We start from the raw sequence: 25,412 nt of genomic DNA on the forward strand, positions 1-25,412 counted from the left end.
GTCTCGCTGTAGCCCAGCTTCTCGGCGATCAGCTCGATGGGCAACTGGGTGTGCCGCAGATGATGGATGGCACGTTGCTGCTGCACCTGCGTGACCAGATCCTGGAAGGTGCAGGATTCGCTTTGCAGGCGGCGCCGCAAGGTGCGCTCGGCGCAATGCAGGCGTTCGGCCACGGTGCCCAGGTCCGGCATGGGGTGCGTGCTGAGCAGCAGGTTCTCGACCTGCCGCGACCAGGGGTTCTGCTGGCGCTTGAGCAACTGGGCATCGCACTGCTCCTGCATGATCTTGAGCGTGATCGGGTTGGCCAGCCGCAGCGGCTTCAGCAGCGATTGCCTACGGGCGATCACGCGGGTCTCGACCGCGCCAAAGTGCAAGGGCCAGCCAAAGAAGGCTTGCACGGATGCCAGATCGGCCGGGGCTTCCATGGCGATGTCCATGTCGTCCACCAGTTCTGCCCAGTCCTCGGCGCCCGCCTCCTTGCTCAGGTTGCGGATGAAGGCCAGATCCCGCATGAGGTAGAAGCTGCGGCAATCGCCCAGGTCCATGCAGTCCACATAACGGGCGCAGACCTGGTCGCCATCTTCTTCCATCAGGATGCGAAACGGCGTGAAGGTCAGGTCCACATAGCGGGCCAGGAAGCGGCAGGCCTCCAGCATGGTGGGGTGGCTCACCAGTGCCGCACCCAGGGTGCCAAAGCTGTTGTAGTGATAGAAGGTGCTCGCGCGCAGACCGGGCACGGTCTCGCGGGTCAGGCGCAGGTAGTTGCGCACCACGATCAACTCGTGGCTGAAAGGGATGTCGCGGTTGGCATCGCGCAGCAGGGCTTCGGTCAGCCCGGTGCCAGCCAGCAATTGTTCGCCAGACAAGCCTTCATCCAGCGCGCATTGCAGCAGGGGGTACACCGACATGGTGGAAACGCGAAGCGAGCGAAGGTCCATACATCCAGATTTACGCAGAACAAGCCAAGACAGCCAGACAGTGAATTGGCCAGATCGATCAGTAGCCTGACCGGTCGCAGCATCCACACCTGACCAGCCCCCTCCTAGTATCACCTCGTACATCACAACGAGGAGACGTCGTGCAATTGAGCGATGAAGACATCGCCATGATCGGCGACAGTTTGCAGCACATCTGCAGGGATCTGGCTGAGGACTTGTTCGCACGTCCGGAGCAGACATGTGAACCAGACCGGTTCCGGGCGGTGCTGGATCTGTTCGTGGATCAGGGTTTCGTCAACACATCATCAGATGATGGATGCGGCTTGTGGGAAGGATGCGAACAAGCACCCCAACTGGCCTTGACCTTGCGCAACCTCACCACGATTGCCAGGGTGAGCGCCTCGCTGGCCTTGAGTTTGCATCGATCGGCATTGGCGCTTCACCTGCTGAAACAGCTGGGCGAGGCGGCGCCAGAGCGGGCCCATCCCTGCGTCAACCTGCATGGCCGCCATGGCATTGGTCGCGGTGAGCTGGCCAACTGGTGGTGCGGGCAGGCTGTGGACGAGGCCATGTTGCGCGATGCCTTTGATCCAGGTCGAGTCTGTGCGGGCTTGATGCACGGGCAGGCTCACCTGCTGCTGGCGCCCGTGTTCGCACAAGGTACGCTGGCCTGGCAGATCCTTCAAGGCGAGGTGCATGGCATCACGCCGGGTCACGGCCTGGACGAGCTGCACGACGGTGAGTTCGTGCCGCAACAGGCACGTATCGTGAGCTTGCCCGCAGACCAGGCCAAGGCCTTGTCTCGCGACATCTGGCACCGGGAGTGGCTGGGCTTGCTGGCCATCCAGCAAGGCTGCGTCCAGCAGATGACCGAGATGGCCCAGCAGTTCAGCGCCCTGCGCTTTCAGGGTGGCCGCGTCATCGCCGGGCACCCGGCGGTGCAGAACATGTTGGCCGACATGCAGGCAGCTCTGACCGATGTGCGCACCGTGCTGGCTGGGCAGCGCCTGAGCGAGCCCGGCTTTGCGGATGTGCTGAGGGCACGTAACCGTTTGCATGAGGGCCTGGCCCTGGCTGCCAACGTGGCGATGCAGACCTTCGGTGGCCTGGGTTATATGCGCGACAACGGCATTGAAAAACGCTGGCGCGATGTCAATCACCTGCGTTTGCAAAGCGGTGGCCCCCTGGAGATGCAGTTGATGTCGGCCAACTGGGCGTCGATCTCAGGGGCGAACGCGGGAGCAGGCGCATGAGCACACTGGATCACATCGAAGGGCATGTGGCGCCCCTGCACATGCTCAATCCCCTGCAGCGCATCAAGGAGCTCAACACCTTGGGGCGTGCGCTGACACACTATGGTCCCGCCGACTTGTGGGAGATGGACACGGCCAGCCTGCCGGCCGCATTGGGGCGTTTGCGCCGTCGCGTCCGCCAGTTCGCGCAGACCCACATGGCACCCAATGTGCGCCTGCTGGACGAGGCCGAACACGCGCAGCCGGGCACCTTGCATCCGGCTGCGCGGCAACTGCTGATCAAGGCGGGGCATGCAGGCTACATGTCCAACGTCGTGCCGACCCCGCTGGGTTCGGCTTCGTGGTGGGAGATGCGCTTCTCGCCGGCCTACCGCATGGCCATTCAGGTGGAAGAGATGTCGGCCGTGTGTGCGGGCCAGATGCTGTTGCTGAGCGCCCATCACCTGGGCCTGGCGCCCGTGCTGCTCAGTGGCGATGTGCAAGCGATGTGGCGATTCATCCGCCCCATGCACCAGGACTTCATGCAAGGCAGGCCGCATCTGTTTGCCTACGCCATCACCGAGCCCACGGCCGGCAGCGATGCGGAAGATGGCCATGGCGCGCACACCAACCGTCCTCGCGTGGTGGCCAGGGCGGTGCCTGGCGGTTACCGGATCAGCGGGCAGAAGTGCTACATCAGCGGTGGTGATGTGGCCCGCAAGGTCGCCGTGTTCGCTGCGCTGGAAGGCGAGGGCTTCGAATCCTGGACCTGCTTCATGCTGGACGCCAGCAACCCTGGCATGCGCGCCCGCCGCACCGAGTTGAAGATGGGGATGCGTGCCAGCAGCGCCGCCGAGCTGACTTTCGAGGATGCCTTCGTGCCGGAAGCCGATGTGATCGGCGGCTTGCGCAAGGGCTGGGCGCTCAACCGCGCCACTCTCAATGCCTCGCGCTATCCGGTGGCAGCCATGGCCGTGGGCATCGCCCGTCGTGCCTGCGAGCTGACCTTGAACCATGCCATGGACACCCGCCTGGGCGGCCGTCCCTTGATCTCGTATCAGGAGGTGCAACTGCAGCTGGCGCAGATGGTGGCCGAGACCCGCACGATCCGCTCGCTGTTGTGGCAACAAGCCAGTGGCAGCCAGCAGGCCAGGCAAGCCGGTGCGTGCATCAGCAAGTTCATGGCCACCGATCGGGCCCAGGCGATCTGCGAGATGGGCATGGCCCTGATGGCCGAGCACGGTGCGCGCACGGGCACCGGCCTGGAGAAGCTGCTGCGCGACATCCGCCTGACCCGCATCTTCGAGGGCACCAACCAGATCAACCGGCTGGGCCTGATCGAAGACATGCAAACCCAGCTGCTGGCCCGCATGGCCGGTGAGCCCCTCCACATCAGCGTGTGAACAAGGACCCAGACATCATGAGAAGTTATTTTGACGTGGACAGGCAGACCTACCCGACGCGAGTCGGGCCTGTGGAACTGCCCATCCTGTACTACAACGCGGCAGCCGTGTTTGCTTCCTTTCTGGTGGACGAGGACAAGGCGCAGGCCGTGCTGCCGCCCGAGCTGAAGGCTGTGACCTTGCGGCCCGGCAAGGGCCTGGTGACCGTGGCCTTCTTCGAGTACGTGGATACCTCGGTGGGCCCTTACAACGAGATGGGCGTGGCCGTGGCCGGGCACCCGGTGACATCGAAGTTCAAGGACACGGCAGCCTGGCATTGGGGCAAGTCCTCGCTGCCCGGGATGTACGTGGCGGACTTGCCCGTCACCACGGCGGCGGCCCATGCTGCTGGCCACGATTGCTGGGGCTACCCCAAGATCATCGTGCCCATCGACTTCCAGTTGCGCGACCGTGATCTGGATTGCGCCGTGCGCAGCGAAGATGGGCGAGATCTGTTGTGCCGCCTGTCAGGGCGTGTGGGGGCAGGCGTGAAGATGTCCGCGCCCAACCTGATGACCTACACGCTGTTCAAGGGGCAATTGCTGCGCACGGTGATCAACACCCGAGGGCGCATGCGCCATGGCCTGGGGGGTGAGGTGCGCTTGCAATGTGATGGCGGAGGTGCCCATCCCTTGAGTGCGCGCCTGCGTGGGCTGGGTCTGCACGGGGCCAGGCCCCTGATGGTTCAGACCATCCAAGGCATGCATGCCATCCTGCCTTCCGGTGTGCCTGTGAAATGATTTTCAAACAACATCTGTACCGGGCTGAATTTTCAGTATAGAATGCCAGCTTCGTCGGGGCGTAGCGCAGCCTGGTAGCGCATCTGCTTTGGGAGCAGAGGGTCGTGAGTTCGAATCCCACCGCCCCGACCATCCAATTCAACGGGTCAGTTTCGCAAGAAGCTGACCCGTTTCCTTTTGTTCGCTCGGTGCGTGTCCTGTGCGTGTTTGGTGCGTGTTTGGTGCTGGGCCGTTGCACCTCCCGTGCTTGCCGTCAGTCAACCGCGCTCATCCAGCCCTTGTGCCGGATGCGGGGTGCCAAACGCGGCCTTCAGTTGCCGCCCCAGTTGCCCCCGCATCAGTCGATCGACCAGCGCGGGGCACAGCGCATTGGCCTTGCTCAGCCACCAGGTCTGCCGCCCCATCACCGCAGACGGCGAGTTGGCAGCCAGGGCTGTCAGCACAAAGTCGGCCACCCGGTCCACGCTGACCAAGGGCGCGCCCATGCGAGCCCAGAGCGGCCCGAAAGGTCGCTCGGCAGCTGTGTCGGCGGGTTCGGGGCACAGGTAGCTCACGGTCAGCGCACGACCTTCGAGCTGAAACTCCCTGCGCAGCGCCTGGCACAGGCTTGCCAGGGCAGATCGCGTGGCCGCATCCACGGCGTAGTAAGGCAGAGCCAGATGCCCATCGCCAAAGCCACCAATGTGGGCGATCACGCCGTATGGTTTCATGCAGCGATCGGCCAGTGCACGCGTCAGGACGATGGGGCCGAGCAGGTTGACGTTCACCAGTTGAGCCATCTCATCCTGACTGTGCAGGAGGAAAGGCTTGCGCACGTCGGCGCCAGTGGCAAACACCACGATGTCCTGCCGACCCAGTTGAGCAGCGATGTTGGCCAAGGTCTCCAGGGCCAGCAGGTCCACGCGCAAAACGCGGCATCCCCAGGTCGATGCCAGGTCCTGCAGGCGATCGTGGCTCCTCGCCAGGGCGGTGACCTGTGCACCTTCGCGCGTGAAGGCCTCGACGAGCGCTTCGCCGAAGCCCCCGGTTGCGCCCACCACAGTCACCGCCATCCCCGCAAAACGAGGTGACGATCTGCCGGTCTGGCGCGTGGAGAACAAACCGTTGAGCGTCACGGTATGTCTCTCACCAGGTTGATCATGAATCGCCTGCTGTGATGAGCGCGATCGTCGTCTGGCCAGGTTCGGGCCTGCAACCATTGGCCTTCCACCCGCCACGACTTGTCGAGCTGCTGCGAGGCGCCGATGCGCCATGACCAGTCTGCCCAGCCAGCGCGGTCGCTTCCGAGGTAGTCTCGTTTGAATGCCGCATTGGCATAGCTGACGGCCACGCCGATGCCGATCCATCCGGCCGATGTGGTCCAGCCCGAGCTAAGTCCGGTTTCGGCCTGCCAGCCCTGACGGTGTTGCGCAGCCCCTTGCGACAAGGCACTTTGCCACCACAGTGCCGGGTGGATGCGCACGTTGCCAAACGCCTGCGTTTGCAGCCGAGGGCCGATCGCGGGGGCGTTGAGGCCTGCGTCTTCCCGTGCTCGCCCCCACTGAGGCCAGAGCCTCACGCCAGCGGTCGAGCCCCCCAGCCAGGTGGTCTGCCAGCCCGCGCCATGTTGTGTCGACAGGAACCAGCCATCGTGGCGTATGTAGTCGACAAGTGGCAGCAGCCCTTGTCGATGGTGCGTGCCCTCTGGCGAGCGTGGGACTTGAAGCCAGCCCAGGCCGACGCCGAGTTGGTCCACTGCCGGCGGTGCGTCCAGATCGGCCAGGGTGCCCCATGCGCAACATCCCATTGGCCAGCACAGGGCACCGATCAACGCCAGCCGTGTGCCTGTATGTCCCAGCAAGGTGTCAGGCCTCCATGTCGCGCAGGCGCGCGCCGATCAGGGCACCTGAGGGCACCATGAGGAAGGCATTGGCCGCCCACCATGACAGGTCGTAGTCGGCGGTCAGGGCCCAGAAAGACAGCGCCATGAGCCCTGCGCAAAAGGTCAGGCTCAGGCTGACGAGGATCAGGCTTTCACCCATGGCCGTTCTGGCCTGCCGCGTGAACGCGATGCCTGCCAGGCCTGTCAGCGAGGCCAGGACGTCCAGTGGCAGAAAGGACCAGTTCCATGCCGATATCACAGGGTCGTGGTAGCCCTTGAACAACCAGGCCGGGGGCAGGATGTCTGCCATCGCCACCAGCCAGTACAACAGCAGGCCGATGTCCACCAGCAGGAGGTAGGCGCACAGTGCGGGCCAGCTGCGCTGAACATGCCATCTCGCCATGGGAATGGTGTTCATGGTCAGGCCGCATTCAAGGCAGGTTTGCCCAGCTGGATCAGCACCACCCCGGCGATGACCAGGCCTATGCCCAGCAAGGACATGGCAGACAGGGCGTCGCGGAACACCAGGTAGCCGATGGCTGCCGTCAACACCGTGCCCACGCCGGACCAGATCGCGTAGGCCGCGCCGACGGGGATGTGCTTGAGCGAGAGCCCGAGCAGGTAGAACGCGCAGACGTAGCCCAGGGCGGTGACGACCACGGCCGGCCAGTACTTGAAACCATCTGACGCACGCAGGGCGTTGGTGGCGATGACCTCAGCCACGATGGCCAGAGACAGGAGCAGGGCGGGGGGAGACGACATCGGTCAACCTCATGAACGAATGGGCATGTGAACGGGGCTGGGGGCGGCGAGGTGGGCCACAAAGGGACGCTCGAAGCGGTGATGAAACCACCTGGCAAACACCATGCACACAGGTGGGCAGAGCAGGCACAGTGCCAGCCATTGCAGATGCGGCTCATCCAGCCAGTGGCGGCAGCCCAGCCAGATGAGGAAGATCAAGGGGGCATGGGTGAGGTAGAGCGAGTAGGCGTAGTCGCCCACGCGCCGCCACCACGAGCCACCCAGAGACAGGCTGGCTGATGTGCCACCGGTCAGTGCCCACAGGAGCAACACGGCGGCGGCGGTGCACAGCACGTCCAGATAAGCCAGGTACTGTTCCGATTGCACGAAGCCCAGTTGCAGTGACAGCGTCATCAAGCCGGCCAACGCCAGCAGGCCCAGTGCGCGCGACCAGCGGTGTGCGGCAGCCATCAGCCACCTGCGTTGCTGGCAGGCCCAGATGCCGGCATAGAAGTGGGCAATCAGGCCCAGGTAAGGCAACGGAAAGTCCGGGATGGCGAGCTGCGTCAGTGCGGCGATGAGGCCATACACCACACCATAGACCAGCAAGATGGACCACCAGGGCATGCGGGTGGCGAACCGCAGCATCATCGGAAAACACAGGTAGAGGTGGAATTCGGCGGCCACCGACCACATGGCATAGTTGATCTGCGTGCTGTCCACAAAGTCCTGAAGCAGCAGCAGATGAGACAGCACGCCGGATGTGGTGATGGGGATGCTGATGTCCCATTGGGATCCGGTGCGTTCGCTGCCCGTCAGCCAGATCACCAGGCAGGACAGCAACACGGCGACGTAGTAGGGCAGCGCAATGCGCATGAAGCGCCGCCAATAGAACGCGCGTACCTTGTTGCGGGGCAAGCTCATGCGGCAGGCCGCTGCCAGCGAAAACCCGCTCAGCACGATGAAGAACACCACCGCGTAGTGGCCGTAGTAGAGCCAGGCGCTGGCCTGTAGCCAGGCGCCGGTCGGCGTGTGGCCATAGCCCAGCGGTGGCGCCACGGCGGGCCACACCTGGAACCAGATGTGGCTGATCATCACGTAGAAGGCCGCCAACCCCCTCATGGCGGTCATGGCGTCCCAGTCGCTGCGTGATACCTGCCAGCTTGCTTGTGTCGCAGTCACAGGCGCATCCTGATTCAGGCCTTCTGGGCGAGCAGGACGCTGAACTGGTGGGTCAGCGGCACGCGCTTCTTCTGGGCAGCGACCAGTTGTTCAAACGCGTGAAGGAATTCGTCCAGATACGCGGGCTCGATGGCGTCCAGGAAGCCCGCAGACGCGCCGGACTTCAGCATGTATTCCCGTACCTCGGAGGCCGATTCATACGGAATGTCCAGCGTACCGTTCCAGCTGTTGATCTGCTCGAGTTGCCCCTGGCAGAACTTCTTGACCAGGTAGCCCGCATCTTCAGGCAGGTTGATCTTGATGGCCTTGCGCAGGTAGCGAGGCTGGCTGACGATGAGTTGCTCGAACAAGGCGCTGACTTCAGCCAGCGTGCATTTGCGGTTTTCGATGATGGCCAGAATGCCACCTGGACGCAGCACGCGTTCGACCTGTGTGCGCAACGTGTCATGGTTGAAGTAGCAGACACCCCAGGCGCACAGGACCGCGTCCAGGGATTCATTACTGCGTTCGGTGATGGCATCCAGCGCATCGCCATGCCAGAAGTCGACCCTGGGCCCCTCGCCATGGCCGTTCTTGGCCTTGTTGACGGCGAGCATGCCTTCCGACAGGTCCACGGCCGTCAGGTGGGCCTCGGGCTTGAGCCGCTTGCACACGGCTGAGGTCAGGCGTCCGGTGCCTGCAGCCAGCTCCAGAATTCGCTCTTGTCCCTTGAGGGGGATCTTGTCGGCAAACTGGTCCGTGATGCTGCCCAGATAGCGACCGTAGTAGCTGTCGTAGGTGCTGGCGGCCTGATCGTAGTCGCGCTGCACGTCCGCGAAGTTGCCGGATATGTTCCACCTGACGGTGTTGAAGGCCAGGCGCAGTGTGTTGAGTGCTTTCATGATGGGGTGTGATGACAGGCTTGGTTGAGGGGGTACCGGCGAGGCCTTGTCAGGCTGCCAGCCCAGGATCGGACAGCGTGCTCAGGTAACTGGAGAGCAAGCGGATCGTCTTGTCGATCTGTGCGTGGCTGTGTGCCCGGTTCAGAAAGAAGCGGATGCGTGCCGCGCTCCTGGAGACGGCTGGATAGATGATGGGGAAGGCGTTGACACCACCTTCTCGCAACGCGTTGCAGGCGAGGATGGCCGCGTGCTGGTCGAGGTAGATCGGAAAGACCGGCGTGCCACCTGCCGTGCCCGTATCCAGCCCCGCTGCATGAGCCTGGTCCAGGAAGTAACGTGCCTTGTCTTGCAGCTCTTCCACCAGCGCAGGCTCACGGTCGATGATGTCGAGCGCGGCCAGGGCCGCCGCCGCGTTGGCAGGTGGCAAGCCCGTGCTGAACACGAAGCCGGGGCAGTTGTATTGCAGAAAGTCGATGAGATCGCGCCTGCCCGCGATGTAGCCACCACAGCTGACGAGCGACTTGCTGAGCGTGCCCATCAGGATGTCGATGGCTTCTGGCGGGACCCTGTACAGCTCGGCGATGCCTCGCCCTGTCTCACCGACTGTACCCAGCGAGTGGGCCTCATCCACCATGAGCACGAAGTCGTATTTCGCCTTGAGCGCCACGATGGCGCGCAGATCAGGCGCGTCGCCGTCCATGCTGTAGACACCTTCGACCACCACCAGCACGTGCTTGAAGTGGCGGGTCTGTTTGAGCTTTTCCTCCAGATCCTGAATGTCGTTGTGGTTGAAGCTGCGACGCTCCGCACCGGACAGCTTGATGCCCTCCAACACACTGTTGTGGATGTAGGCGTCGTGCACGATCAGGTCATTCTTGCCGAACAGAAAGCCGATCGTGGTGACGTTGGCACCGTGGCCGCTGACGAAACTCAGTGCGCGTTCAACACCCAGAAATTCGGCGATGCGCCTTTCCAGAGCCTGATGCAGTGGCGTTTCACCAGACACCAGTCGACTGGCGCCCGCACTGGAGCCAAAGCGCGCCACCGCGTCCAGTGTGGCCTTTTGCACTTCAGGATGACGCGACAGGCTCAGGTAGTCATAGCCGGAGAAGTTGATCACCTCCTGGCCCGTCTCTGTCTGTACCGTGTGGCCGTTGTGCGAATGGCGTGCTTCGAAGTAACCCAGCAGGTGGCCGATCTCGGCCTTCGCCTGCTTGAACACGCGATAGCGTCGATCGTGGTACCACCCCGCGTCAGGTGGACATGTGGGATCAGATTCCGTGTGCATGGCGGACCCTTGCCTGGATGGTTGAACAAATGCTGCCCAGCGTGCTGAGGCCGCAGCGATCTGCCCTTGTGAACAGGGCTCCCTGATTTATTTATGGATGAATGAATCTCTTGCCGACTCGTTGGCCGGCTTGATGTGTCACTGTGGCTCACGGTGACCAGATGGACAACTACCAGGACTGGTAGTTGCCAGGCACCAATTGACCGCCTCGCATCACGAGGCGAGCAGGCCTTGAACCTCGATCCAGCAGGCAAACAGGGGGCGTCCCTCGATCACCACCGGTGGTGCGGCACGGTGTGCTGCAAAGCCTGCTCGCCGCAGCAGGCGCTCGATGCCCAGAGGGGAAACCGTGATCAAGCGCTGGACGCCGTGCTGCGCTGCATAGGCGAGCACGGTGCGCAGCAGCCCCACGGCCACGGGCGATGAGAACTGGCTCATCGGATTGGCGCTGTGCTCGTTGAAGTCCATGGCGGCGAAGCGGGACAGTTCCCAGACGTCAGTCTGTCGGGGAGGGACGAGGTTGCCCATCAGCTGGGGGAAGACCTCCTGCAGCAGGTAGGGCCTGGTGGTGGGCAACAGGCGTGCGATGCCATTGAGTTGCCCTTCGTCATCACGCGCCACCATGTACACGGTGTCTGGCCCGTCGAACTGGTCCAGCTCCAGTCCGTCATGTGTATTGAGTTCCCAGCCCAGGTTTTCAACGAAGACGCGATGCCGGTAGCGTGCCACACCGGTCATCAGATCAGGTGTCAAATGGGCAGCTGTGCCTGCGATGTATTCCACCTCAACCTCCTTGATGCAGTTGAAGTGATTTCACCCTCTCGGTGCCCGGCGCGTAACTACCAGAATTTGTAGGTTCGAGGTGGCGCGGGCTAACTTATAAGGTGGGTCACCTTGTCACGCCATTGCAGGGCATCGACGACCGTGGCCAGCGTCTGGAAGTTGCGCTGCCAGCCATAGTCGAGGTGTCGCTCGTCGATGAGCATCACGTTGCTGCGCGGCAGGCCGACCCTGACGTAGCGCACCACGCCGTTGATCGTTTCCAGCCGCCAGTCCCAGCCCAGGCTGACCTGCGGGTCCGTGATGCCCACCCATTCCGTGTAGCCGGAGATGGAGGTGACGGTGCCGCAGCGTGTGGTGACATCGCCATCAATGCCACACAGCAGATGCTGCAGGCGCATGGACAGCATCTCATCCAGCGATAGGCGAACGAAGCCATCTTCTTGGATCATGGCCGTATGTCCCTGTGTGGTCAGCGTGAAGCCGGGGATTGGTAATTTGCCCGCTTCGCGATGAGCACGTCAAGGGGATGTACCTTGAGCCCGGCTGTCGAGCATCAACCCTGCTCAGCTCAGCAGGCCCAACATGGCTGCGCGTACCACGGCGGCAGTCTTGTTGGCCGTGCGCAATTTGCCGGATGCGTTCTTGAGGTGAAAGTTCACCGTGTTGATCGAGATGGACATGATCTCGGCGATTTCACCGGAGGTCTTGCCATCGGCGCACCACTTGAGGATGTCTGTCTCCTTGCGCGTGAGGGGGCGCTGGTCTTCATCACACCAGGCCCGTGCCGTGGCCCGAGTCATGGCCGTGTGCGCGACGTTGGCCAGCCAGTGCATCTTCATCTGCTTGTCGTCGAGTTCGGCCTTCGACAGGGGTTCACTGGATCGGCACAGCGTGAGCATGCCGCCACCACCGTAAGCATCCAGGCTGGACTGGGCCCAACCGATCTTCAATCCGAATGACTGGGCATCTGCCCAGAACTCCTTGGCGCTGGCGAAAACCTGGTCGCTCCATATCAGCGGGGACTGACTCTTGCGACAGTGCCGAACGGTCGGGTCGGTTTCCAGGTACCCAGCCTGGGTGTAGCGCTGCTGCCAACCCGTCGGATAGTTGTTGAACATGATCACGCGAGGGTTGCTCAAGGGAATAGGCGAGCGCAGGCCATAAGCGCATTGTTCGAAACCCAGCGCTCGCGCCGCCCGCTCGATGGTGGCAAATACGCCTTGTTGCGTCTGCGCGTTTTCCAACGCCGTCAAGAGATCTTCTGCCCACGAGTTCATCACGCCACCAACCCATCAGCCGCAAGCGTTGAAATGCGGCATGCTGTCCTGAAATGACCTATCACGCCATCCCTAAGTTTTGCAGAAAATGGGGTGAGCGTTCTACGACGCCGATGTCTTGCAAAGGGGATTGGTTGGACCGTGAAACCGTCGATTTGTCTTATCGCGCCGAATGGCTGTCGTGATTCGCCTCCTGTGGTTTTGCCGCTGCCATTCGAATAAGGGGAAAGGGGCTTCAGGCATTTAGATGAGTGGTTGCCATCGTTTCGCACAGCGCAACACAATCCGCCCTTTGTTAACAATTGACATATTGCTAACAAATCAAAACATATAGAACGGCATCCATTTATCGACATGTTTTGTCGGGTGGGCTGGCGTGTTGGCGGAAGCGGTTGCCCATGAATAACAAGATTCTCATCACCAGTCGACAAAACAAACTCAAGCGAGTTGTCCTGCTCGTGGCTTGCGTATCTGCGCTGGCTTATGCAGCCTCTCAACTGGTGAGTGGCACTGACACCGGCTCTTTGCTGGCAAGCGGTAACACGGCTTCGGTGGGGGCCCCGTCTGGTAGCGCTTCGCTGGTGTCGGGGCAGAACACCTACGCCGCACTCACGCCCGAGCAAGCCGCCTTGACGCGGTGGGATGCGCCCGTCTCGCTGCCTGTGGTGCCGGTGGGCGCTGCGCTGCTGTCCAATGGCAAGGTGCTGGTGTGGGCCAGCAACCTGACGAACAACTTCAATGCCAGCGGCAACACCATGACCGCCTTGTTCGATCCGGTGACGGGCACTTCCGTGTCCCGCAACGTGACCGAAACGGCGCACAACATGTTCTGCCCGGGCACGGCCCGTCTGGCTGATGGCAGCTTGCTGATCAACGGAGGGTACGACGCGGCGCAAAGTTCGCTGTATGACCCGGTAGCCAACACCTGGAAGGCCACGGCCAAAGTAACCGTGCCACGGGGCTACCCCGGCAGCACGACGCTGGCCGATGGTTCGGTCTTGACCCTGGGGGGTGCCTGGGGCAATGTGACCGCCGGGGCGAAGGGAGCGGAAGTCTTCACGCTGGCGGGAGGGTGGCGTCAACTCAGCGGCGTGCCGGATGTGCCTGAGTTCATGATGGACCGCACCTTCAAGAGCTGGCAGAGCAACTCGCACTACAACCTGATCCCAACGGGTAACGGCAAGGTCTTGCTGGCCGCGCCTGCGGTGGACATGTACTGGATCGACACGCAAGGCAATGGCAGCTACACGCCGGCTGGCCAGCGTGGCGACGATGGCCTGGCCTTCTCCGCCAACACGGTGATGTTCGAGGCCGGCAAGATCCTGAAGGTGGGCGGCTCTTCATGGAACAACAACACACCATCGAGCGCCGGCGCCTATTTGCTGGACACCAACAATGGCGGTGTGGATGTGCAGAAGCTGGCGCCGATGGCGTACCCGCGCACCTTTTCCAACAGCGTGGTGCTGCCCAACGGGCAGGTGGTGGTGGTCGGTGGCCAGACCACCACGCTGGAGTTCTCGGACTCCAATGCCGTGCTGGCGCCTGAAATCTTCGATCCGGTGACCAACAAGTTCACCGTGTTGCCGCCGATGAAGGTGGCGCGCAACTATCACAGCGTGGCGGTGTTGCTGCCTGATGCCAGGGTGATGGTGGGCGGTGGCGGTCTGTGCGCTTGCGCGGCCGACCATGCCGATGCGGAGATCATGTCACCGCCGTATCTGTTCAATGCCGATGGCAGCAAGGCTGCACGCCCGGCCATCACGGTGTCGCCCGACAAGGTGGGTTACGGCAGCACCGCCAATGTGGAAACGGATTCTGCCATCACGGGCTTTGCCATGGTGCGGCTGGGCGCGGTGACGCACGCGGTCAACAATGGGCAGCGGCGTGTATCGCTGTCGTTCACGCAGACGGACGCCACCCACTACGCGCTCAACATCCCCAGCAACCCGGGTGTTCTGGTTCCAGGCCAGTGGATGTTGTTTGCGATGAATGCCAATGGCACGCCTTCCGTGGCGCGCTTCGTGACCGTGAGCAATGACGGCGCCCCGGTGCTGCCGGCTCAGGCTGCCATCACGGTGACGGCTGGCGGCACGGTCAATGCCAGCGTCAAGGCATCGACCGCAACGGGTACCCTGACTTACAGCGCAACAGGCCTGCCTCAAGGCGTCACCATCAACAGCAGCACGGGCGCCATCACTGGGACGCCAACCGTGCCGGGCAAGTATGTGGTGACCGTTCGCGTGAGCAATGGTACCCAGACCGTGAGCACTGACACCACGCTGGACGTGATCGGCGCTGGCACGGGCACAGGCCTGCTGGCGCAGTACTTCAACAACACGACGCTCAGCGGGATCGTGGCGCTGCAGACGACGCAGGCCGTCAACTTCGCGTGGGGCAATGGTGCACCTGCCACGGGCCTGCCGGCCGACAACTTCTCGGTGCGCTGGGTCGGCTCGATCGAGGCGGTCAGCTCTGGCGCCACGCAGATCCAGACCGTCACCGACGACGGCGTTCGCGTGTGGGTCAACAACCAGCTCGTGATCGACAACTGGACCGCCCACGCGCCCACTACCAATACCGCCATGGTCAACATGGTGGCCGGCCAGCGCTATGCGGTTGTCGTGGAGTATTTCGAACAAGGTGGTGGGGCCACCATGCAACTGAACTGGCAGCCAGCCGGTGCCACGGCCTTTGTGGCCGTGCCTGCCGATCGCTTGTATCCAGGTGTGGCACCGTCGACCACCAACCTGGCACAAGCCAAGGTTGCCACGCAGTCTTCCACCTATGAGACCGCGGCCGCCAGCCGTGCGGTGGACGGCAATACCAATGGCACCTATTCGGCTGGCTCCGTGAGTCATACGGCATCCACTGCGGTGCAGGATTGGTGGCAGGTGGATCTGGGCACCCTTCGCCGCATCGATCTGATCCAGTTGTGGAACCGCACGGACAGCAATACAGGCCGGTTGCAGAACTTCTATGTGCTGGTCTCGCCGACTGACATGACCGGTCGCACGCTGGCCGATCTGCTGGCCGATCCCAAGGTCATCCAGCGCAAGGTGGCTGCCACCAATGTGGTCAGCAACATGGGCATCCCGGTCAATGGGCTGGGACGTTATGTGCGCGTGCAGTTCATTGGCCAGAACTACCTGCATCTGGCGGAAGTCCAGGTCTGGGGTGGCCCTGGCGTCTATCACACGCCGACCATCAACGCCATTGGCGCTCAGACGGGTCTGATCAACAGCAACTTCAATCTGGCAGTGAGCGCCAGCGATGTGGATGGCAATCCCTTGACATACACAGCCACCGGCTTGCCTGCTGGTCTGAGCATCGCGCCGGTGAGTGGTGTGATCCAGGGCAGCCCCGCGGCGGCAGGTGTGTTCAACGTCACGGTGACGGCTGCCAACGATGGTGGTTTGAACGCATCGACCAGCTTCCAGTTGACGGTGCTGGACGCGGTGCCAACAGTCAGCTCGCTGCCTGCACCTCTGGTGGGCAGTGGCGGTGCAGCCAGCTATGCGCCGGTGATGGGCAGCGGCGCGAGCGCGCAGTACAGCTGGAACTATGGCGACGGCACGGGTGACACAGTTTTCAGTGCCACGGCGGCTTCCAGTCACATCTTCAGTGCGCCAGGCGTCTACAACGTGGTGCTGACCGTGCGTACGGTGGACGGTCGCGTGTCGTCATATCGCTTCCTGCAAGCTGTGGGCAATGGCGCAACAACGTCGGTGAGCCGCGCCACATCCAATCTGGCGCTGGAGGCGCGCACCGGTGCGTCGACCCGCCTGTGGGTGGTCAACGCGGACAACGATTCGGTCAGCGTGTTCGACACGGCCACCAATGCCCGCGTGGCAGAAATCAATGTGGGCAGTGCGCCCCGCAGCATCGCACGTGCCAATGATGGCCGCATGTGGGTGGTCAACAAGTCGGGCGCGTCCATCAGCGTCATCAACGCCGGCACGCTGGCGGTGGCACAGACGATCAGCCTGCCGCGTGCGTCTCAGCCCTATGGCATCGTGTTCTCGCCTGCAGACGGCGCCGCCCTGGTCACGCTGGAGGCTGGTGGCAGGCTGCTCAAGCTGGACGGCAGCACCGGTGCGCAGCTGGCGTCACTGGACATTGGCATGGACGTGCGCCACATGGCGGTGAGTGCTGCAGGTGACAAGCTTCTGCTGTCTCGCTTCATCACCAGGCCGCTGCCGGGTGAGGGCTCGGCCACTGTCAGCACCACCAACGCAACCGGCAATCCTGTCGGGGCCGATGTGCTGGTGGTCGACCCTCGCACCATGAACCTGAGCAAGAACGTCGTGCTGGCGCACAGCGAGCGTGTTGATGGCACCAACTCAGGTCGGGGGATCCCCAACTACCTGGGCGCTGCGGCCATCTCGCCTGATGGACAAACGGCCTGGGTGCCTTCCAAGCAGGACAACATCAAGCGCGGCACGCTGCGTGATGGCAACAACCTGGAGTTCAAGCACACGGTGCGCTCCATCAGCTCGCGCATCGACATGGGCAGCCTCAGCGAGGACCTGGCCGGTCGTGTGGACTTCAACTTGTCCAGCGTGGCCAGCGCGGCTGCCTTCCATCCCAAGGGCGCCTATCTGTTTGTCGCGCTGGAAACCAACCGTCAGGTGGCGGTGGTGGACGCCGCGGGCAAGCAGGAGCTGTTCCGTCTCGAAGTGGGCCTGGCACCCCAAGGCCTGGTGGTGTCTGCCGATGGCTTGAAGCTGTATGTGAGCAATTTCATGAGCCGCTCGGTTAGCGTCATCGACCTGGCGCCGCTGGTGAATTTCGGCCAGGCCACGCTCAATGCGCAAGCCACGCTCAATGCCATCACCACGGAAAAGCTGCCCGCCACGGTGCTCAAGGGCAAGCAGTTGTTCTATGACGCACGCGACCCTCGTCTGGCACGCGACAGCTATATGAGCTGTGCCAGCTGCCACAACGACGGTGGCCACGATGGCCGCGTGTGGGACCTGACCGGGCTGGGTGAAGGCCTGCGCAACACGATCACCTTGCGTGGCCGTGGTGGCATGGCCGATGGCTTCCTGCACTGGAGCGCCAACTTCGACGAGGTACAGGACTTCGAAGCCCAGATTCGCGGTCTGGCTGGCGGTACGGGTCTGATGAACGATGCTGACTTCAAGCTGGGCACACGCAGCCAGTCCCTGGGGGACAAGAAGGCCGGCGTCAGCGCGGATCTGGATGCGATGGCCGCTTACGTGGCCTCGCTCAACACCTTCGCACCATCGCCCAACCGCAATGCCGATGGCACCCTGACTGCCGCTGCGGTGGCGGGCAAGGCTGTGTTCAAGGCCTTCAACTGCGCCAGGTGCCATGCAGGCAATGACTTCACCAGCAGCGGTGACGCCAGCCTGTTGAAGGACATCGGCAGCATCAAGGCCAGCAGTGGTACCCGTCTGGGTGGCGCCTTGCCTGGCATCGACGTTCCCACGTTACGCGATGTGTGGACAACGGGGCCTTATCTGCACGATGGCTCTGCGGCCACCTTGGCCGATGCGGTCAGCGCCCACAACAGCGCCAGCCTCAATGGTGCGGTGATCAACAGCACCGACATGGGCAACCTGGTGACCTACCTCAGCCAGATCGGTAGTGAGGAAGGTGCCGCCCCCTTGCCCTACACAACCGGCACCATCTTCGGCAAGACCACGATCGGTACGCCCTTTGCCGATCCTGTTGTGGCTGGGCAGAAGCTCACTGGCGTGATCGTGCGCTCAGGGTGGTGGCTGGATGCCATTCAAGGGCTGGCCACACCAGCCAACCTGCCTTCACACGGTGGCACAGGCGGTAGCGCCAAGACCGTGACCTGGCCGGCTGGCGAGTACCTGGTTCGCATCTATGGCAAGGTGGGCTCAACCGGCGTGATCTCGGTGCTCAACTTCGTGACCAACACGGGGCGTGTACTGGGCCCTTACGGCACAGGCCAGGGGCAGACCGGCACCACCGCCTTCGATTACACCGTGCCCACGGGCAACCGCGTGCTGGGCTTTGCGGGCAATGCCGGTACCTCTCTGAATGCCATCGGGGTGATCTATGGTCCGCTCTGATGCGGGCTTGTCACGCTGGGGGTTGTTGCTGATCCTGCTGGTGATCGGTGCAGCGCTGGCGGGGGGTTATGCGTGGTGGCAGCGGCGAGCACAACTGTCCGAGGGCGAGGCCTTGTTTCGTGGCGAGCAGGCCATGAACGCTTCGCTGGCCGGTCAGTCGATGGGCCTGCCTGCGGTGGCCACGCGCTGCAGCAATTGCCACGAGGCGCGCCAGCCTGTGCCTTTGTCGGATCAGGCGGCTTCCGCGGTGTCTGCGCGCACCTATGCCAGCCCCTTGAGCGCCATGTGGCTCCAGCAGGCTCGCTTGCGTCATGGGGGGCCCGAGACCGTCTATGACGCCCGCAGCCTGTGTCAGTTGCTGCGTACTGGTGTCGATCCCGCCATGATCATGGTCAGCACCGTGATGCCGCGCTACCAGGCCACCGAGGCACAATGTGCCGCACTGTGGACTTATCTGACTTCACGATGACGCGCCGACAAGCTGCGGACTTCGGTGCCACGCTCACGAGACGGCGCCACGTGTTGCTGGGCCTGATGGCGGGCATGGCCTGGCGCGCTGCGTTGGCCGCCCCTGCTGCTGAGAAGCCGGGCCTCAAGCGTGCAACGAAGAAGTCGGAGGAGCAGGCTGCTGCCGAGCGTGTCAGCCAGCATTTCCCTTTCGGGCCGGTGTTGCCCGTGCGACCCTTGCCGGCCTGGCCTGTTCAGACGCATCAGGGCCGAATCACCCATCTGGCCGCCTTGTGCATGGGCCACGTCACGGCCATCCAGCTGGTCTACACGAACTGTTCGGCGATCTGCCCCATCCAGGGGGCCTTGTTTGCGCAGGCCCAGAAGCTGGCCGCGGGCAAGCTGTCACCACAGGCGCAGTTCCTGTCCTTGAGCATTGACCCCTTGTCGGATACGCCTCAGGCCCTGGCTCGTTGGATCAAGCCCTACGAACCCACAGCCCAGTGGCTGGCCGCCGTGCCGTCCGTGGACGATGTCAAGGCGATGCAGGATCTGCTGAGCAAAGGTGGCGAGGCCAAGGGGGATTCTCTGGATGCCCATCCTGGCCAGGTCTATTTCGTGAACCGAAAAGGCGCCCTGGTGTACCGCTCGCCTTCCTTGCCCACAGCTGCACAGATCGTGGCCATCATGGCGGACATCGAGCGCAGTCCGGATTGAGGGCCACTCATCCGGAGGTGGGCAGGGTGCGCACGGCCTTCTAGAATCCAGTGAGACCTATTGCTCACTGATTTCACCAGACGACAAACCTTCGCCACACGCAGTGAAGGTTCGCCACTCATGCGCCGTATCCCTTCTTCTCTAGCCGCCCAGCGAGGAACCTCACTGCTCGAAATGGTCTGTGCCATCACGATCATGGGCAGTGTGTCAGCCACCGCCTTGCCGGCATTTGTGGATCTGCCTGGTGAAGCGCGCAAGTCGGTCATCGCCGGGCTGGATGGTGCAGTGGAGTCCGCCAGCGTGCTGATGCACGTGAAGTGCGCCACCCAGCCTGATTGCCAGCTTTCCGCGGGGCGCTCGGTGCTGAACCTGCCCAATGGCCGCGTACACATGGAGCGCGGGTACCCACAAGGCGGCGATCCATCCGGCATCGAAAACGCCTTGCAGCTCTCGGGTTTCACCGCCGTGCACGTGGCTGATCGCACCGTGTTCCAGAAGGATGGCGCACCACAGGCGGCCAATTGCTCGGTCAGCTACACCTCACCCCAGACAGATGGCGGCTTGCCCATCATCACCGTAGAGACCTCAGGCTGCTGAGAGCTGCTGGCGCAAGAAGGGCACCACGGCGTCGGCCACACCCTGGGGATCATCCGCAAACGGGAAGTGCCCGCTTTGCGGCAGCAACACCACTTGGGCCTTGGCGAAGGTTTCCTTCTGCTGCTCGGCGTAGCGTGCCGGCAAGTAGGGGTCTGCGGCGCCCCATACCACCAGCGTGGGTGGGTTGAGCGGCGCCAGCATCTTGCCCAGCGCCTGGCTGCGGTTGTCCAGATCGCCCGTGGCGCGGTAGAGCTTGAGGATGGCGCGCTTGGTGCCCCAGTCCAGGTCGTCATACATGCGGTTGACGAATGCCAGCGGCAGGCCTTTGGGGCAGCCCACCGAGATGGCCCATTTGAAGCCACTGCGGTTGGTGATCAATTGCTGCAGCTCACCCAGGATGGGTGTGCGCCAGATGCGCGCCATGTAGTGCCAGCGGTAGCCTTTGAGCACGCCGGTGTTGATCAAGGTGAGGCTGCCCAGGCCCAAGGGGTTCATGGCCGCCCACATCAAGCCCCAGGGCCCGCCAAAGTCATGCAGCACCAGGTGCGCCTTGAGCACGCCGAGCTGGCGCAAGGCCTCCGTCAGAAAGGCCGTACCACCTTCCACAGAGTAAGGGTACTCGGCGGGTTTGTCTGCCTGGCCAAAGCCGGGCATGTCCATGGCGATGACGCGACCGTGTGGCGCCACCGCCTGCATCAGGGCGCGCCAGTCTTCGCTGGAGCCCGGGTTGCCATGAACAAAGACCACCGCCTCCGTGGCCTTGAGGTTGACCCCGCCCTGGAACACACGCGTGTTGATGCCGCAGGCGTTCAGGCTGGATTGCTGCAAGGGCCACTCCTTGTCGGTGGTGTGGGGCATGGTCGGTCTCCTCTGTTGGGGTTCGACCGCGATCATGCACCCAAAGCCGCCGGTGCGTCGGGTCTCATGCGACGGACCGACTCAGTGGCGGTCGGCGTCGCAGCAGGCAGAGGCGAGCGGTTTGTCGGCACCAGCGAGGTCATCCAGAATCGGGCACCCGGCGCGGTCATCGCCATGGCATTGTTCGGCCAGATCGCTGAGCGTGCGCTTCATGGCTTCCAGTGCCTCGATGCGTGCTTGCAGCGAGGCCACATGGGTCATGGCGAGCTTCTTCACCGCGGCACTGGAGCGCCGCCGGTTGCGCCACAGGTCGAGCAACTGCGCGATGTCCCCCATACCGAAGCCGAGGTCACGCGCGCGGCGGATGAAGTGCAGGGTGTGCACCGCATCGGCATCAAACAGGCGATAGCCGGAGTCGGTGCGCGGCGGTGGTGGCAGCAGGCCCAGGCCTTCATAGTGGCGAATCATCTTGGCAGACACACCAGTCTGCTTCGACGCTTCGCCAATGTTGATGGGCTGAATCGCCTCAGGCCTGGACGTCATAGCCTTCATCGCTGATGGCCTTGACCGTGTCTTCACGGCTCAGGGTGGTTTGCACCGTCACGTGGCCTTGAGGCAGTTCAACCGACACGGTGGCGCTTGAATCCAGCGCCTGGATGGCCTTGGTTACCGCTTTCACGCAGTGCTGGCAAGTCATGCCTTTGACCTGAAGTTGATGGCTGGTGGCTTCGCTCATGGAGATCCTTTGCATGTGATCGCATTGTCAACGCGATCAGTCTGAACCTTGCCATGATGGCAAGGTCAAGAGCAGGGTAGCTGATCGGGATCAATTTGACCTTGCCATGGTGTCAAGGTTCACACTGTCATCATTGCCACTCCAATTCGCCGGGCCGAACATGTCTGCCAACGTTCAATCACTCTCAGATGGCCACGTGCAACTGGCCGTGCGGGGCATGACCTGTGCGGCCTGCGTCAGGCGGGTGGAGCGCGCCCTGGGCAAGGTAGCGGGTGTGCAGGAGGCTCAGGTCAATTTCGCGACCGAGACCGCCAGCGTGACGCTGGTCCCCGATGCCGGTGCCTTTGACCCGTCGGGCCTCGTGGCAGCGATCGAGGACGCGGGCTATCACGCTCAGGTGCAGGAGGCCGATGCACCGATTCAGGAAGAGGTCCTGCCCTGGTGGCAGGTATGGGGTGGGGTGCTGCTGGGCGGCGCCTTGAGCCTGCCACTGGTCTTGCCCATGTTCTGGGGCGCACACCATTTCTGGCCCGCCTGGGTTCAGTTTGCGCTGGCCACGCCGGTTCAATTCGGCCTGGGCGCGCGCTTTTACAGGGCGGGCTGGGCGGCACTCAAGGATCGCAGTGGCAACATGGACCAACTGGTCGCGCTGGGCACCAGTGCCGCGTGGGGGCTGTCGTGCTGGTTGTGGTGGTCGCATGCGCAGGCAAGCCAGAGCGTACACGGTGAGCATGCGGCGCACACCGCACACCAGGCGCCTGATCTGTATTTCGAATCGGCGGCCGTGGTGATCACCCTGGTCCTGCTGGGCAAGGCGCTGGAGGCGCGTGCCAAGCGTGAGACCACCGCGGCCATCCGTGCCTTGCAGGCCTTGCGCCCGGACACCGTGTGTCGCCTGGGCCCGCAAGGTGAAGTGACCGTGCCCCTGGCGCAAGTGCTGGTGGGCGACACCTTGATCGTGCGCCCTGGCGAGCGCATCCCCACGGATGGCCTGATCACGGAGGGCAGCAGCCATGTGGACGAGGCCATGCTCACCGGTGAGCCCTTGCCCGTCGCGAAGACGCAGGGCGATCGCCTGACGGGCGGTGCGGTCAACGCCGAAGGGCGCCTGGTGATGCAGGTCACGGCGGTGGGCAGCCAGACCATGCTGGCTCACATCATCCGTCGCGTGGTCGATGCGCAGGCCGCCAAGGCGCCGATCCAGCGCGTGGTCGACCGGGTCTCTGCGGTGTTCGTACCCACCGTGCTGGTCGTCGCCTTGCTGACCGGGCTGGGCTGGTGGCTATCAGGGCAGGGCGGCGATGTGGCCTTGATCCGCGCGGTGGCCGTGCTGGTCATTGCCTGCCCATGTGCGCTGGGCCTGGCTACGCCGGCGGCCATCATGGCGGGAACGGGGGCGGCGGCACGGCAGGGCATCCTCATCAAGGATCCTCAGGCGCTGGAGATGGCGCACCGCGTTCAGATCGTGGCCTTCGACAAGACAGGCACCCTGACACAGGGCCATCCCAGGTTGCTGGATTGGCAGGTGCCCGGGGCAGCCGATGTGACTGCGGGCTGGGATCGCATCCAGGCCTTGCGTGTGGCGGCCAGCCTGCAAGCGGGTAGCGAGCACCCCTTGGCCAAGGCGGTGCTGGAGGCCCTGAAGGCCTTGGCACCAGAGGCCGGGCAGCCGGCGGTGGACGCGTGGTCTGCCCAGGCGATCCAGTCGGTGCCCGGGCGCGGTGTCAGTGGGGTGTTGCCGGCAGATGGCCTTCACGCCTGGGCCGGTGAGTGGCGACTGGGCAGCACGCGGTGGATGCAGGAGTTGGTGGGTCACGCCGAAGGGGCCTTGCCTCAGAAGGCGCAAGCCTGGGCCAGCGAGGGCGCCACTGTGTCGTGGCTGATGTACCAGCCGCCCTACGACGAGGCCGCTGGCACCGCGCCAGCCTGGCAAGTCATGGCCGTGATGGCGTTCGGCGACGAGCTCAAGCAGGGTGCCGCGCAAGCCGTGGCCCGTCTGCATGCCTTGAATGTGCGCACCGTGATGATTTCCGGCGACAACCAGGGCGCCGCCCAGGCCATGGCCCGCAAGCTCGGCATCCAGCAGGTGATAGCCGAGGTCCTGCCGGGCGACAAGGCCGATCACATCCAGCGCCTGCAGCAAGGCGAGGATGGGCAGCGCCAGGTCGTGGCCATGGTGGGTGACGGGCTCAATGATGCCCCTGCGCTGGCGGCGGCCGATGTGGGCATGGCCATGGCCAATCCCGAAGGTGGTACCGATGTGGCCATGCAGGCAGCGGGCGTGACCTTGATGCGCGGTGACCCGATGCTGGTGCCCGCGGCTTTGGAGATATCCCGCCGCACCTCGACCAAGATCTGGCAGAACCTGGCCTGGGCGTTTGGCTACAACGTGGTGGGCATCCCGCTGGCTGCGTTTGGCGGGCTCAATCCCATGCTGGCCGGTGCGGCCATGGCGCTCAGCAGCGTCAGTGTGGTGAGCAACGCACTGTGGCTGTCTCGCTGGCGGCCCGCGCGTATCGCTTAAACTGGCGGTCTGGCTGCCCGTAGCTCAACTGGATAGAGCAACTGCCTTCTAAGCAGTAGGTCGGGGGTTCGAGTCCCTCCGGGCAGGCCAGCCGATCATCCGTTAGCGTTCAGAACTGTTCAGAAAATGGACGTTTCCCTAGGAGATCGAGCCAAATATCGGTCGAAATGGTTCGTTTTGGTCCGTTGACATCCGGAAGATTTCCGGGGAACATGTCGGGGAACGAATCGGGGCAAAGCAGAAAACCGGGGAACGTTACCCGGTGTCATGCCCCGGTAGCCAGCCCGAGATTGCCCCGATGTTGACCGATGCCGATTGCCGCAATGCAACATGCCCAGAAGGCATGAAACGCCGCCGCCTGACGGACGGTGGCGGCCTCTATCTGGAGGTTGCCCCTAACGGGTCAAAGCGGTGGTTTTGGAAGTTTTACCCGGACGGTAAGGAGTCCCGCCTGGCGCTTGGCAGCTACCCGGTTGTTACGCTCAAGGCTGCCCGGATAGCGCGCGACGAGGCCAAGGCGGTGCGCCGGACTGGCGCCAACCCGGTGCAAAAGCGCAAGGTCGAGAAGATCACCAACAAGGTGGCCAAGGACACCAGCTTCGAGGCTGTGGCCAGGGAGTTCCACAAGAACAAGTCCGGCGGGTGGAGCGATCGGTATGCGGCCAGGTGGCTGGAGCGCATGGAAAAAGACCTGTTCCCCTACATCGGGTCCATGGCCTTGACCGACATCAGCGCGCCCATCCTGCTGGATGCACTGCGCCGGGTAGAGAAGCGGGGCGCGATCGAGACGGCCCACACCCTTCGGCAGACGGCTGGCCAGGTGTTCCGCTTTGGCATCCAGACCGGCCGGTGTGAGCGCAGCCCAGCGCCAGATCTGCAGGGAGCGCTACGCCCGGTGGTGGTCACGCACATGGCCGCCGTACTGGAGCCGGGTAGGGCGGGCGAACTGCTGCGCGCCATTCACTCGTATTCCGGCCAGCCCATCACCCGGGCGGCCTTGATGCTGTCGGCCTTGTTGTTCCAGCGACCGGGGAACATCCGGGCCATGGAGTGGGCCGAGATTGACACCGCCGCGGCCTTGTGGACCATCCCCGCAGCCAAGA

General features: G+C 63.5%; 23 protein-coding genes and 2 tRNA genes. 11 read left to right on the forward strand and 14 right to left on the reverse strand.

The window, feature by feature from the left end; translation table 11 throughout:
* A partial coding sequence (locus tag VFW93_RS12775; protein ID WP_329694372.1) for an AraC family transcriptional regulator ligand-binding domain-containing protein occupies positions 1-908 on the reverse strand: 908 nt, incomplete at its 3' end.
* Between the two features lie 170 nt (positions 909-1,078).
* On the opposite strand from VFW93_RS12775, the gene VFW93_RS12780 reads away from it, so the two are divergent.
* The 4 genes from VFW93_RS12780 to VFW93_RS12795 all read left to right on the forward strand — a co-directional run bounded on the left by VFW93_RS12780 (position 1,079) and on the right by VFW93_RS12795 (position 4,484).
* Entirely contained in the window at positions 1,079-2,191 is a 1,113-nt protein-coding gene (locus tag VFW93_RS12780) for an acyl-CoA dehydrogenase family protein (protein WP_329694373.1), read from the forward strand.
* Positions 2,188-3,573 carry an acyl-CoA dehydrogenase family protein gene (locus tag VFW93_RS12785; protein ID WP_329694374.1) on the forward strand — a complete coding sequence of 462 codons (1,386 nt, stop codon included), beginning with the start codon at positions 2,188-2,190 and terminating at the stop codon, positions 3,571-3,573. Before VFW93_RS12780 ends, VFW93_RS12785 begins: the two co-directional genes overlap by 4 nt.
* A 17-nt stretch (positions 3,574-3,590) precedes the next feature.
* Entirely contained in the window at positions 3,591-4,352 is a 762-nt protein-coding gene (locus tag VFW93_RS12790) for an acetoacetate decarboxylase family protein (RefSeq protein ID WP_329694375.1), read from the forward strand.
* Between the two features lie 55 nt (positions 4,353-4,407).
* Positions 4,408-4,484: transfer RNA gene (locus VFW93_RS12795), tRNA-Pro, on the forward strand.
* Between the two features lie 125 nt (positions 4,485-4,609).
* Here VFW93_RS12795 and VFW93_RS12800 read toward each other — a convergent pair.
* The 10 genes from VFW93_RS12800 to VFW93_RS12845 form a co-directional block, all read right to left on the reverse strand.
* Positions 4,610-5,404 carry an SDR family NAD(P)-dependent oxidoreductase gene (locus tag VFW93_RS12800; protein WP_329694376.1) on the reverse strand — a complete coding sequence of 265 codons (795 nt, stop codon included), beginning with the start codon at positions 5,402-5,404 and terminating at the stop codon, positions 4,610-4,612.
* Positions 5,405-5,463: 59 nt separating this feature from the next.
* A complete protein-coding gene (locus VFW93_RS12805; protein WP_329694377.1) occupies positions 5,464-6,192 on the reverse strand; it encodes a hypothetical protein in 729 nt (242 codons plus the stop codon).
* Between the two features lie 4 nt (positions 6,193-6,196).
* Complete coding sequence (locus VFW93_RS12810; protein WP_329694378.1) at positions 6,197-6,631, reverse strand: DUF5360 family protein; 435 nt, start codon at positions 6,629-6,631, stop codon at positions 6,197-6,199.
* Between the two features lie 2 nt (positions 6,632-6,633).
* Complete coding sequence (locus VFW93_RS12815; protein WP_329694379.1) at positions 6,634-6,975, reverse strand: multidrug efflux SMR transporter; 342 nt, start codon at positions 6,973-6,975, stop codon at positions 6,634-6,636.
* A gap of 9 nt (positions 6,976-6,984) precedes the next feature.
* Complete coding sequence (locus VFW93_RS12820) at positions 6,985-8,136, reverse strand: acyltransferase (RefSeq protein WP_329694380.1); 1,152 nt, start codon at positions 8,134-8,136, stop codon at positions 6,985-6,987.
* A 14-nt stretch (positions 8,137-8,150) separates the two neighbouring features.
* Positions 8,151-9,017 carry a class I SAM-dependent methyltransferase gene (locus VFW93_RS12825; RefSeq protein WP_329694381.1) on the reverse strand — a complete coding sequence of 289 codons (867 nt, stop codon included), beginning with the start codon at positions 9,015-9,017 and terminating at the stop codon, positions 8,151-8,153.
* Between the two features lie 49 nt (positions 9,018-9,066).
* A complete protein-coding gene (locus tag VFW93_RS12830; protein WP_329694382.1) occupies positions 9,067-10,305 on the reverse strand; it encodes an aminotransferase class I/II-fold pyridoxal phosphate-dependent enzyme in 1,239 nt (412 codons plus the stop codon).
* A 213-nt stretch (positions 10,306-10,518) separates the two neighbouring features.
* Positions 10,519-11,088: an acyl-homoserine-lactone synthase gene (locus VFW93_RS12835; protein ID WP_329694383.1), complete on the reverse strand. Its 570-nt coding sequence runs from the start codon at positions 11,086-11,088 to the stop codon at positions 10,519-10,521.
* Positions 11,089-11,177: 89 nt separating this feature from the next.
* Positions 11,178-11,537 carry a DUF4902 domain-containing protein gene (locus VFW93_RS12840; RefSeq protein WP_329694384.1) on the reverse strand — a complete coding sequence of 120 codons (360 nt, stop codon included), beginning with the start codon at positions 11,535-11,537 and terminating at the stop codon, positions 11,178-11,180.
* A gap of 114 nt (positions 11,538-11,651) precedes the next feature.
* On the reverse strand, positions 11,652-12,365 hold the full coding sequence (locus VFW93_RS12845; protein WP_329694385.1) for an autoinducer binding domain-containing protein: 714 nt from the start codon (positions 12,363-12,365) through the stop codon (positions 11,652-11,654).
* A 398-nt stretch (positions 12,366-12,763) separates the two neighbouring features.
* Between VFW93_RS12845 and VFW93_RS12850 the strand changes: the two genes are divergently transcribed.
* From VFW93_RS12850 to VFW93_RS12865, 4 genes are all read left to right on the forward strand, one after another.
* Positions 12,764-18,430, forward strand: coding sequence for a PA14 domain-containing protein (locus VFW93_RS12850; protein ID WP_329694386.1), 5,667 nt, complete (start codon positions 12,764-12,766; stop codon positions 18,428-18,430).
* Positions 18,417-18,899, forward strand: a complete 483-nt coding sequence (locus VFW93_RS12855; protein ID WP_329694387.1) for a hypothetical protein — start codon at positions 18,417-18,419, stop codon at positions 18,897-18,899. Before VFW93_RS12850 ends, VFW93_RS12855 begins: the two co-directional genes overlap by 14 nt.
* Entirely contained in the window at positions 18,896-19,594 is a 699-nt protein-coding gene (locus VFW93_RS12860; RefSeq protein ID WP_329694388.1) for an SCO family protein, read from the forward strand. The genes VFW93_RS12855 and VFW93_RS12860 overlap by 4 nt, the downstream gene beginning before the upstream one ends.
* 120 nt (positions 19,595-19,714) lie before the next feature.
* Positions 19,715-20,191 carry a type II secretion system protein gene (locus VFW93_RS12865; RefSeq protein ID WP_329694389.1) on the forward strand — a complete coding sequence of 159 codons (477 nt, stop codon included), beginning with the start codon at positions 19,715-19,717 and terminating at the stop codon, positions 20,189-20,191.
* On the opposite strand, the gene VFW93_RS12870 is transcribed toward VFW93_RS12865, so the two are convergent.
* From VFW93_RS12870 to VFW93_RS12880, 3 genes are all read right to left on the reverse strand, one after another.
* Entirely contained in the window at positions 20,180-21,049 is an 870-nt protein-coding gene (locus tag VFW93_RS12870; protein ID WP_329694390.1) for an alpha/beta hydrolase, read from the reverse strand. The genes VFW93_RS12865 and VFW93_RS12870 overlap by 12 nt on opposite strands.
* Before the next feature lie 81 nt (positions 21,050-21,130).
* Positions 21,131-21,592 carry a Cu(I)-responsive transcriptional regulator gene (gene cueR / locus VFW93_RS12875; protein WP_329694391.1) on the reverse strand — a complete coding sequence of 154 codons (462 nt, stop codon included), beginning with the start codon at positions 21,590-21,592 and terminating at the stop codon, positions 21,131-21,133.
* A complete protein-coding gene (locus tag VFW93_RS12880) occupies positions 21,576-21,785 on the reverse strand; it encodes a cation transporter (protein ID WP_290676815.1) in 210 nt (69 codons plus the stop codon). The genes cueR and VFW93_RS12880 overlap by 17 nt, the downstream gene beginning before the upstream one ends.
* A 160-nt stretch (positions 21,786-21,945) precedes the next feature.
* On the opposite strand from VFW93_RS12880, the gene VFW93_RS12885 reads away from it, so the two are divergent.
* The 3 genes from VFW93_RS12885 to VFW93_RS12895 all read left to right on the forward strand — a co-directional run.
* Positions 21,946-24,309, forward strand: coding sequence for a heavy metal translocating P-type ATPase (locus VFW93_RS12885; RefSeq protein WP_329694392.1), 2,364 nt, complete (start codon positions 21,946-21,948; stop codon positions 24,307-24,309).
* A 13-nt stretch (positions 24,310-24,322) separates the two neighbouring features.
* Positions 24,323-24,399: transfer RNA gene (locus VFW93_RS12890), tRNA-Arg, on the forward strand.
* Positions 24,400-24,652: 253 nt separating this feature from the next.
* On the forward strand, positions 24,653-25,412 hold a 760-nt coding region (locus VFW93_RS12895), incomplete at its 3' end, for a tyrosine-type recombinase/integrase (protein WP_329694393.1).

This window comes from Aquabacterium sp. (assembly GCF_036279675.1).
Classification (GTDB): Bacteria; Pseudomonadota; Gammaproteobacteria; order Burkholderiales; family Burkholderiaceae_C; genus Aquabacterium.

Excerpts from the sequence above, each read along its gene's own strand:
- VFW93_RS12870 (WP_329694390.1), bottom strand. The coding sequence starts at position 21,049 with ATGCCCCACACCACCGACAAGGAGTGGCCCTTGCAGCAATCCAGCCTG.
- VFW93_RS12840 (WP_329694384.1), bottom strand. The coding sequence starts at position 11,537 with ATGATCCAAGAAGATGGCTTCGTTCGCCTATCGCTGGATGAGATGCTG.
- VFW93_RS12830 (WP_329694382.1), bottom strand. The coding sequence starts at position 10,305 with ATGCACACGGAATCTGATCCCACATGTCCACCTGACGCGGGGTGGTAC.
- VFW93_RS12815 (WP_329694379.1), bottom strand. The coding sequence starts at position 6,975 with ATGTCGTCTCCCCCCGCCCTGCTCCTGTCTCTGGCCATCGTGGCTGAG.
- VFW93_RS12785 (WP_329694374.1), top strand. The coding sequence starts at position 2,188 with ATGAGCACACTGGATCACATCGAAGGGCATGTGGCGCCCCTGCACATG.
- VFW93_RS12880 (WP_290676815.1), bottom strand. The coding sequence starts at position 21,785 with ATGAGCGAAGCCACCAGCCATCAACTTCAGGTCAAAGGCATGACTTGC.
- VFW93_RS12790 (WP_329694375.1), top strand. The coding sequence starts at position 3,591 with ATGAGAAGTTATTTTGACGTGGACAGGCAGACCTACCCGACGCGAGTC.
- VFW93_RS12845 (WP_329694385.1), bottom strand. The coding sequence starts at position 12,365 with ATGAACTCGTGGGCAGAAGATCTCTTGACGGCGTTGGAAAACGCGCAG.
- VFW93_RS12800 (WP_329694376.1), bottom strand. The coding sequence starts at position 5,404 with ATGGCGGTGACTGTGGTGGGCGCAACCGGGGGCTTCGGCGAAGCGCTC.
- VFW93_RS12860 (WP_329694388.1), top strand. The coding sequence starts at position 18,896 with ATGACGCGCCGACAAGCTGCGGACTTCGGTGCCACGCTCACGAGACGG.
- VFW93_RS12810 (WP_329694378.1), bottom strand. The coding sequence starts at position 6,631 with ATGAACACCATTCCCATGGCGAGATGGCATGTTCAGCGCAGCTGGCCC.
- VFW93_RS12850 (WP_329694386.1), top strand. The coding sequence starts at position 12,764 with ATGAATAACAAGATTCTCATCACCAGTCGACAAAACAAACTCAAGCGA.
- VFW93_RS12865 (WP_329694389.1), top strand. The coding sequence starts at position 19,715 with ATGCGCCGTATCCCTTCTTCTCTAGCCGCCCAGCGAGGAACCTCACTG.
- cueR (WP_329694391.1), bottom strand. The coding sequence starts at position 21,592 with ATGACGTCCAGGCCTGAGGCGATTCAGCCCATCAACATTGGCGAAGCG.
- VFW93_RS12885 (WP_329694392.1), top strand. The coding sequence starts at position 21,946 with ATGTCTGCCAACGTTCAATCACTCTCAGATGGCCACGTGCAACTGGCC.
- VFW93_RS12855 (WP_329694387.1), top strand. The coding sequence starts at position 18,417 with ATGGTCCGCTCTGATGCGGGCTTGTCACGCTGGGGGTTGTTGCTGATC.
- VFW93_RS12825 (WP_329694381.1), bottom strand. The coding sequence starts at position 9,017 with ATGAAAGCACTCAACACACTGCGCCTGGCCTTCAACACCGTCAGGTGG.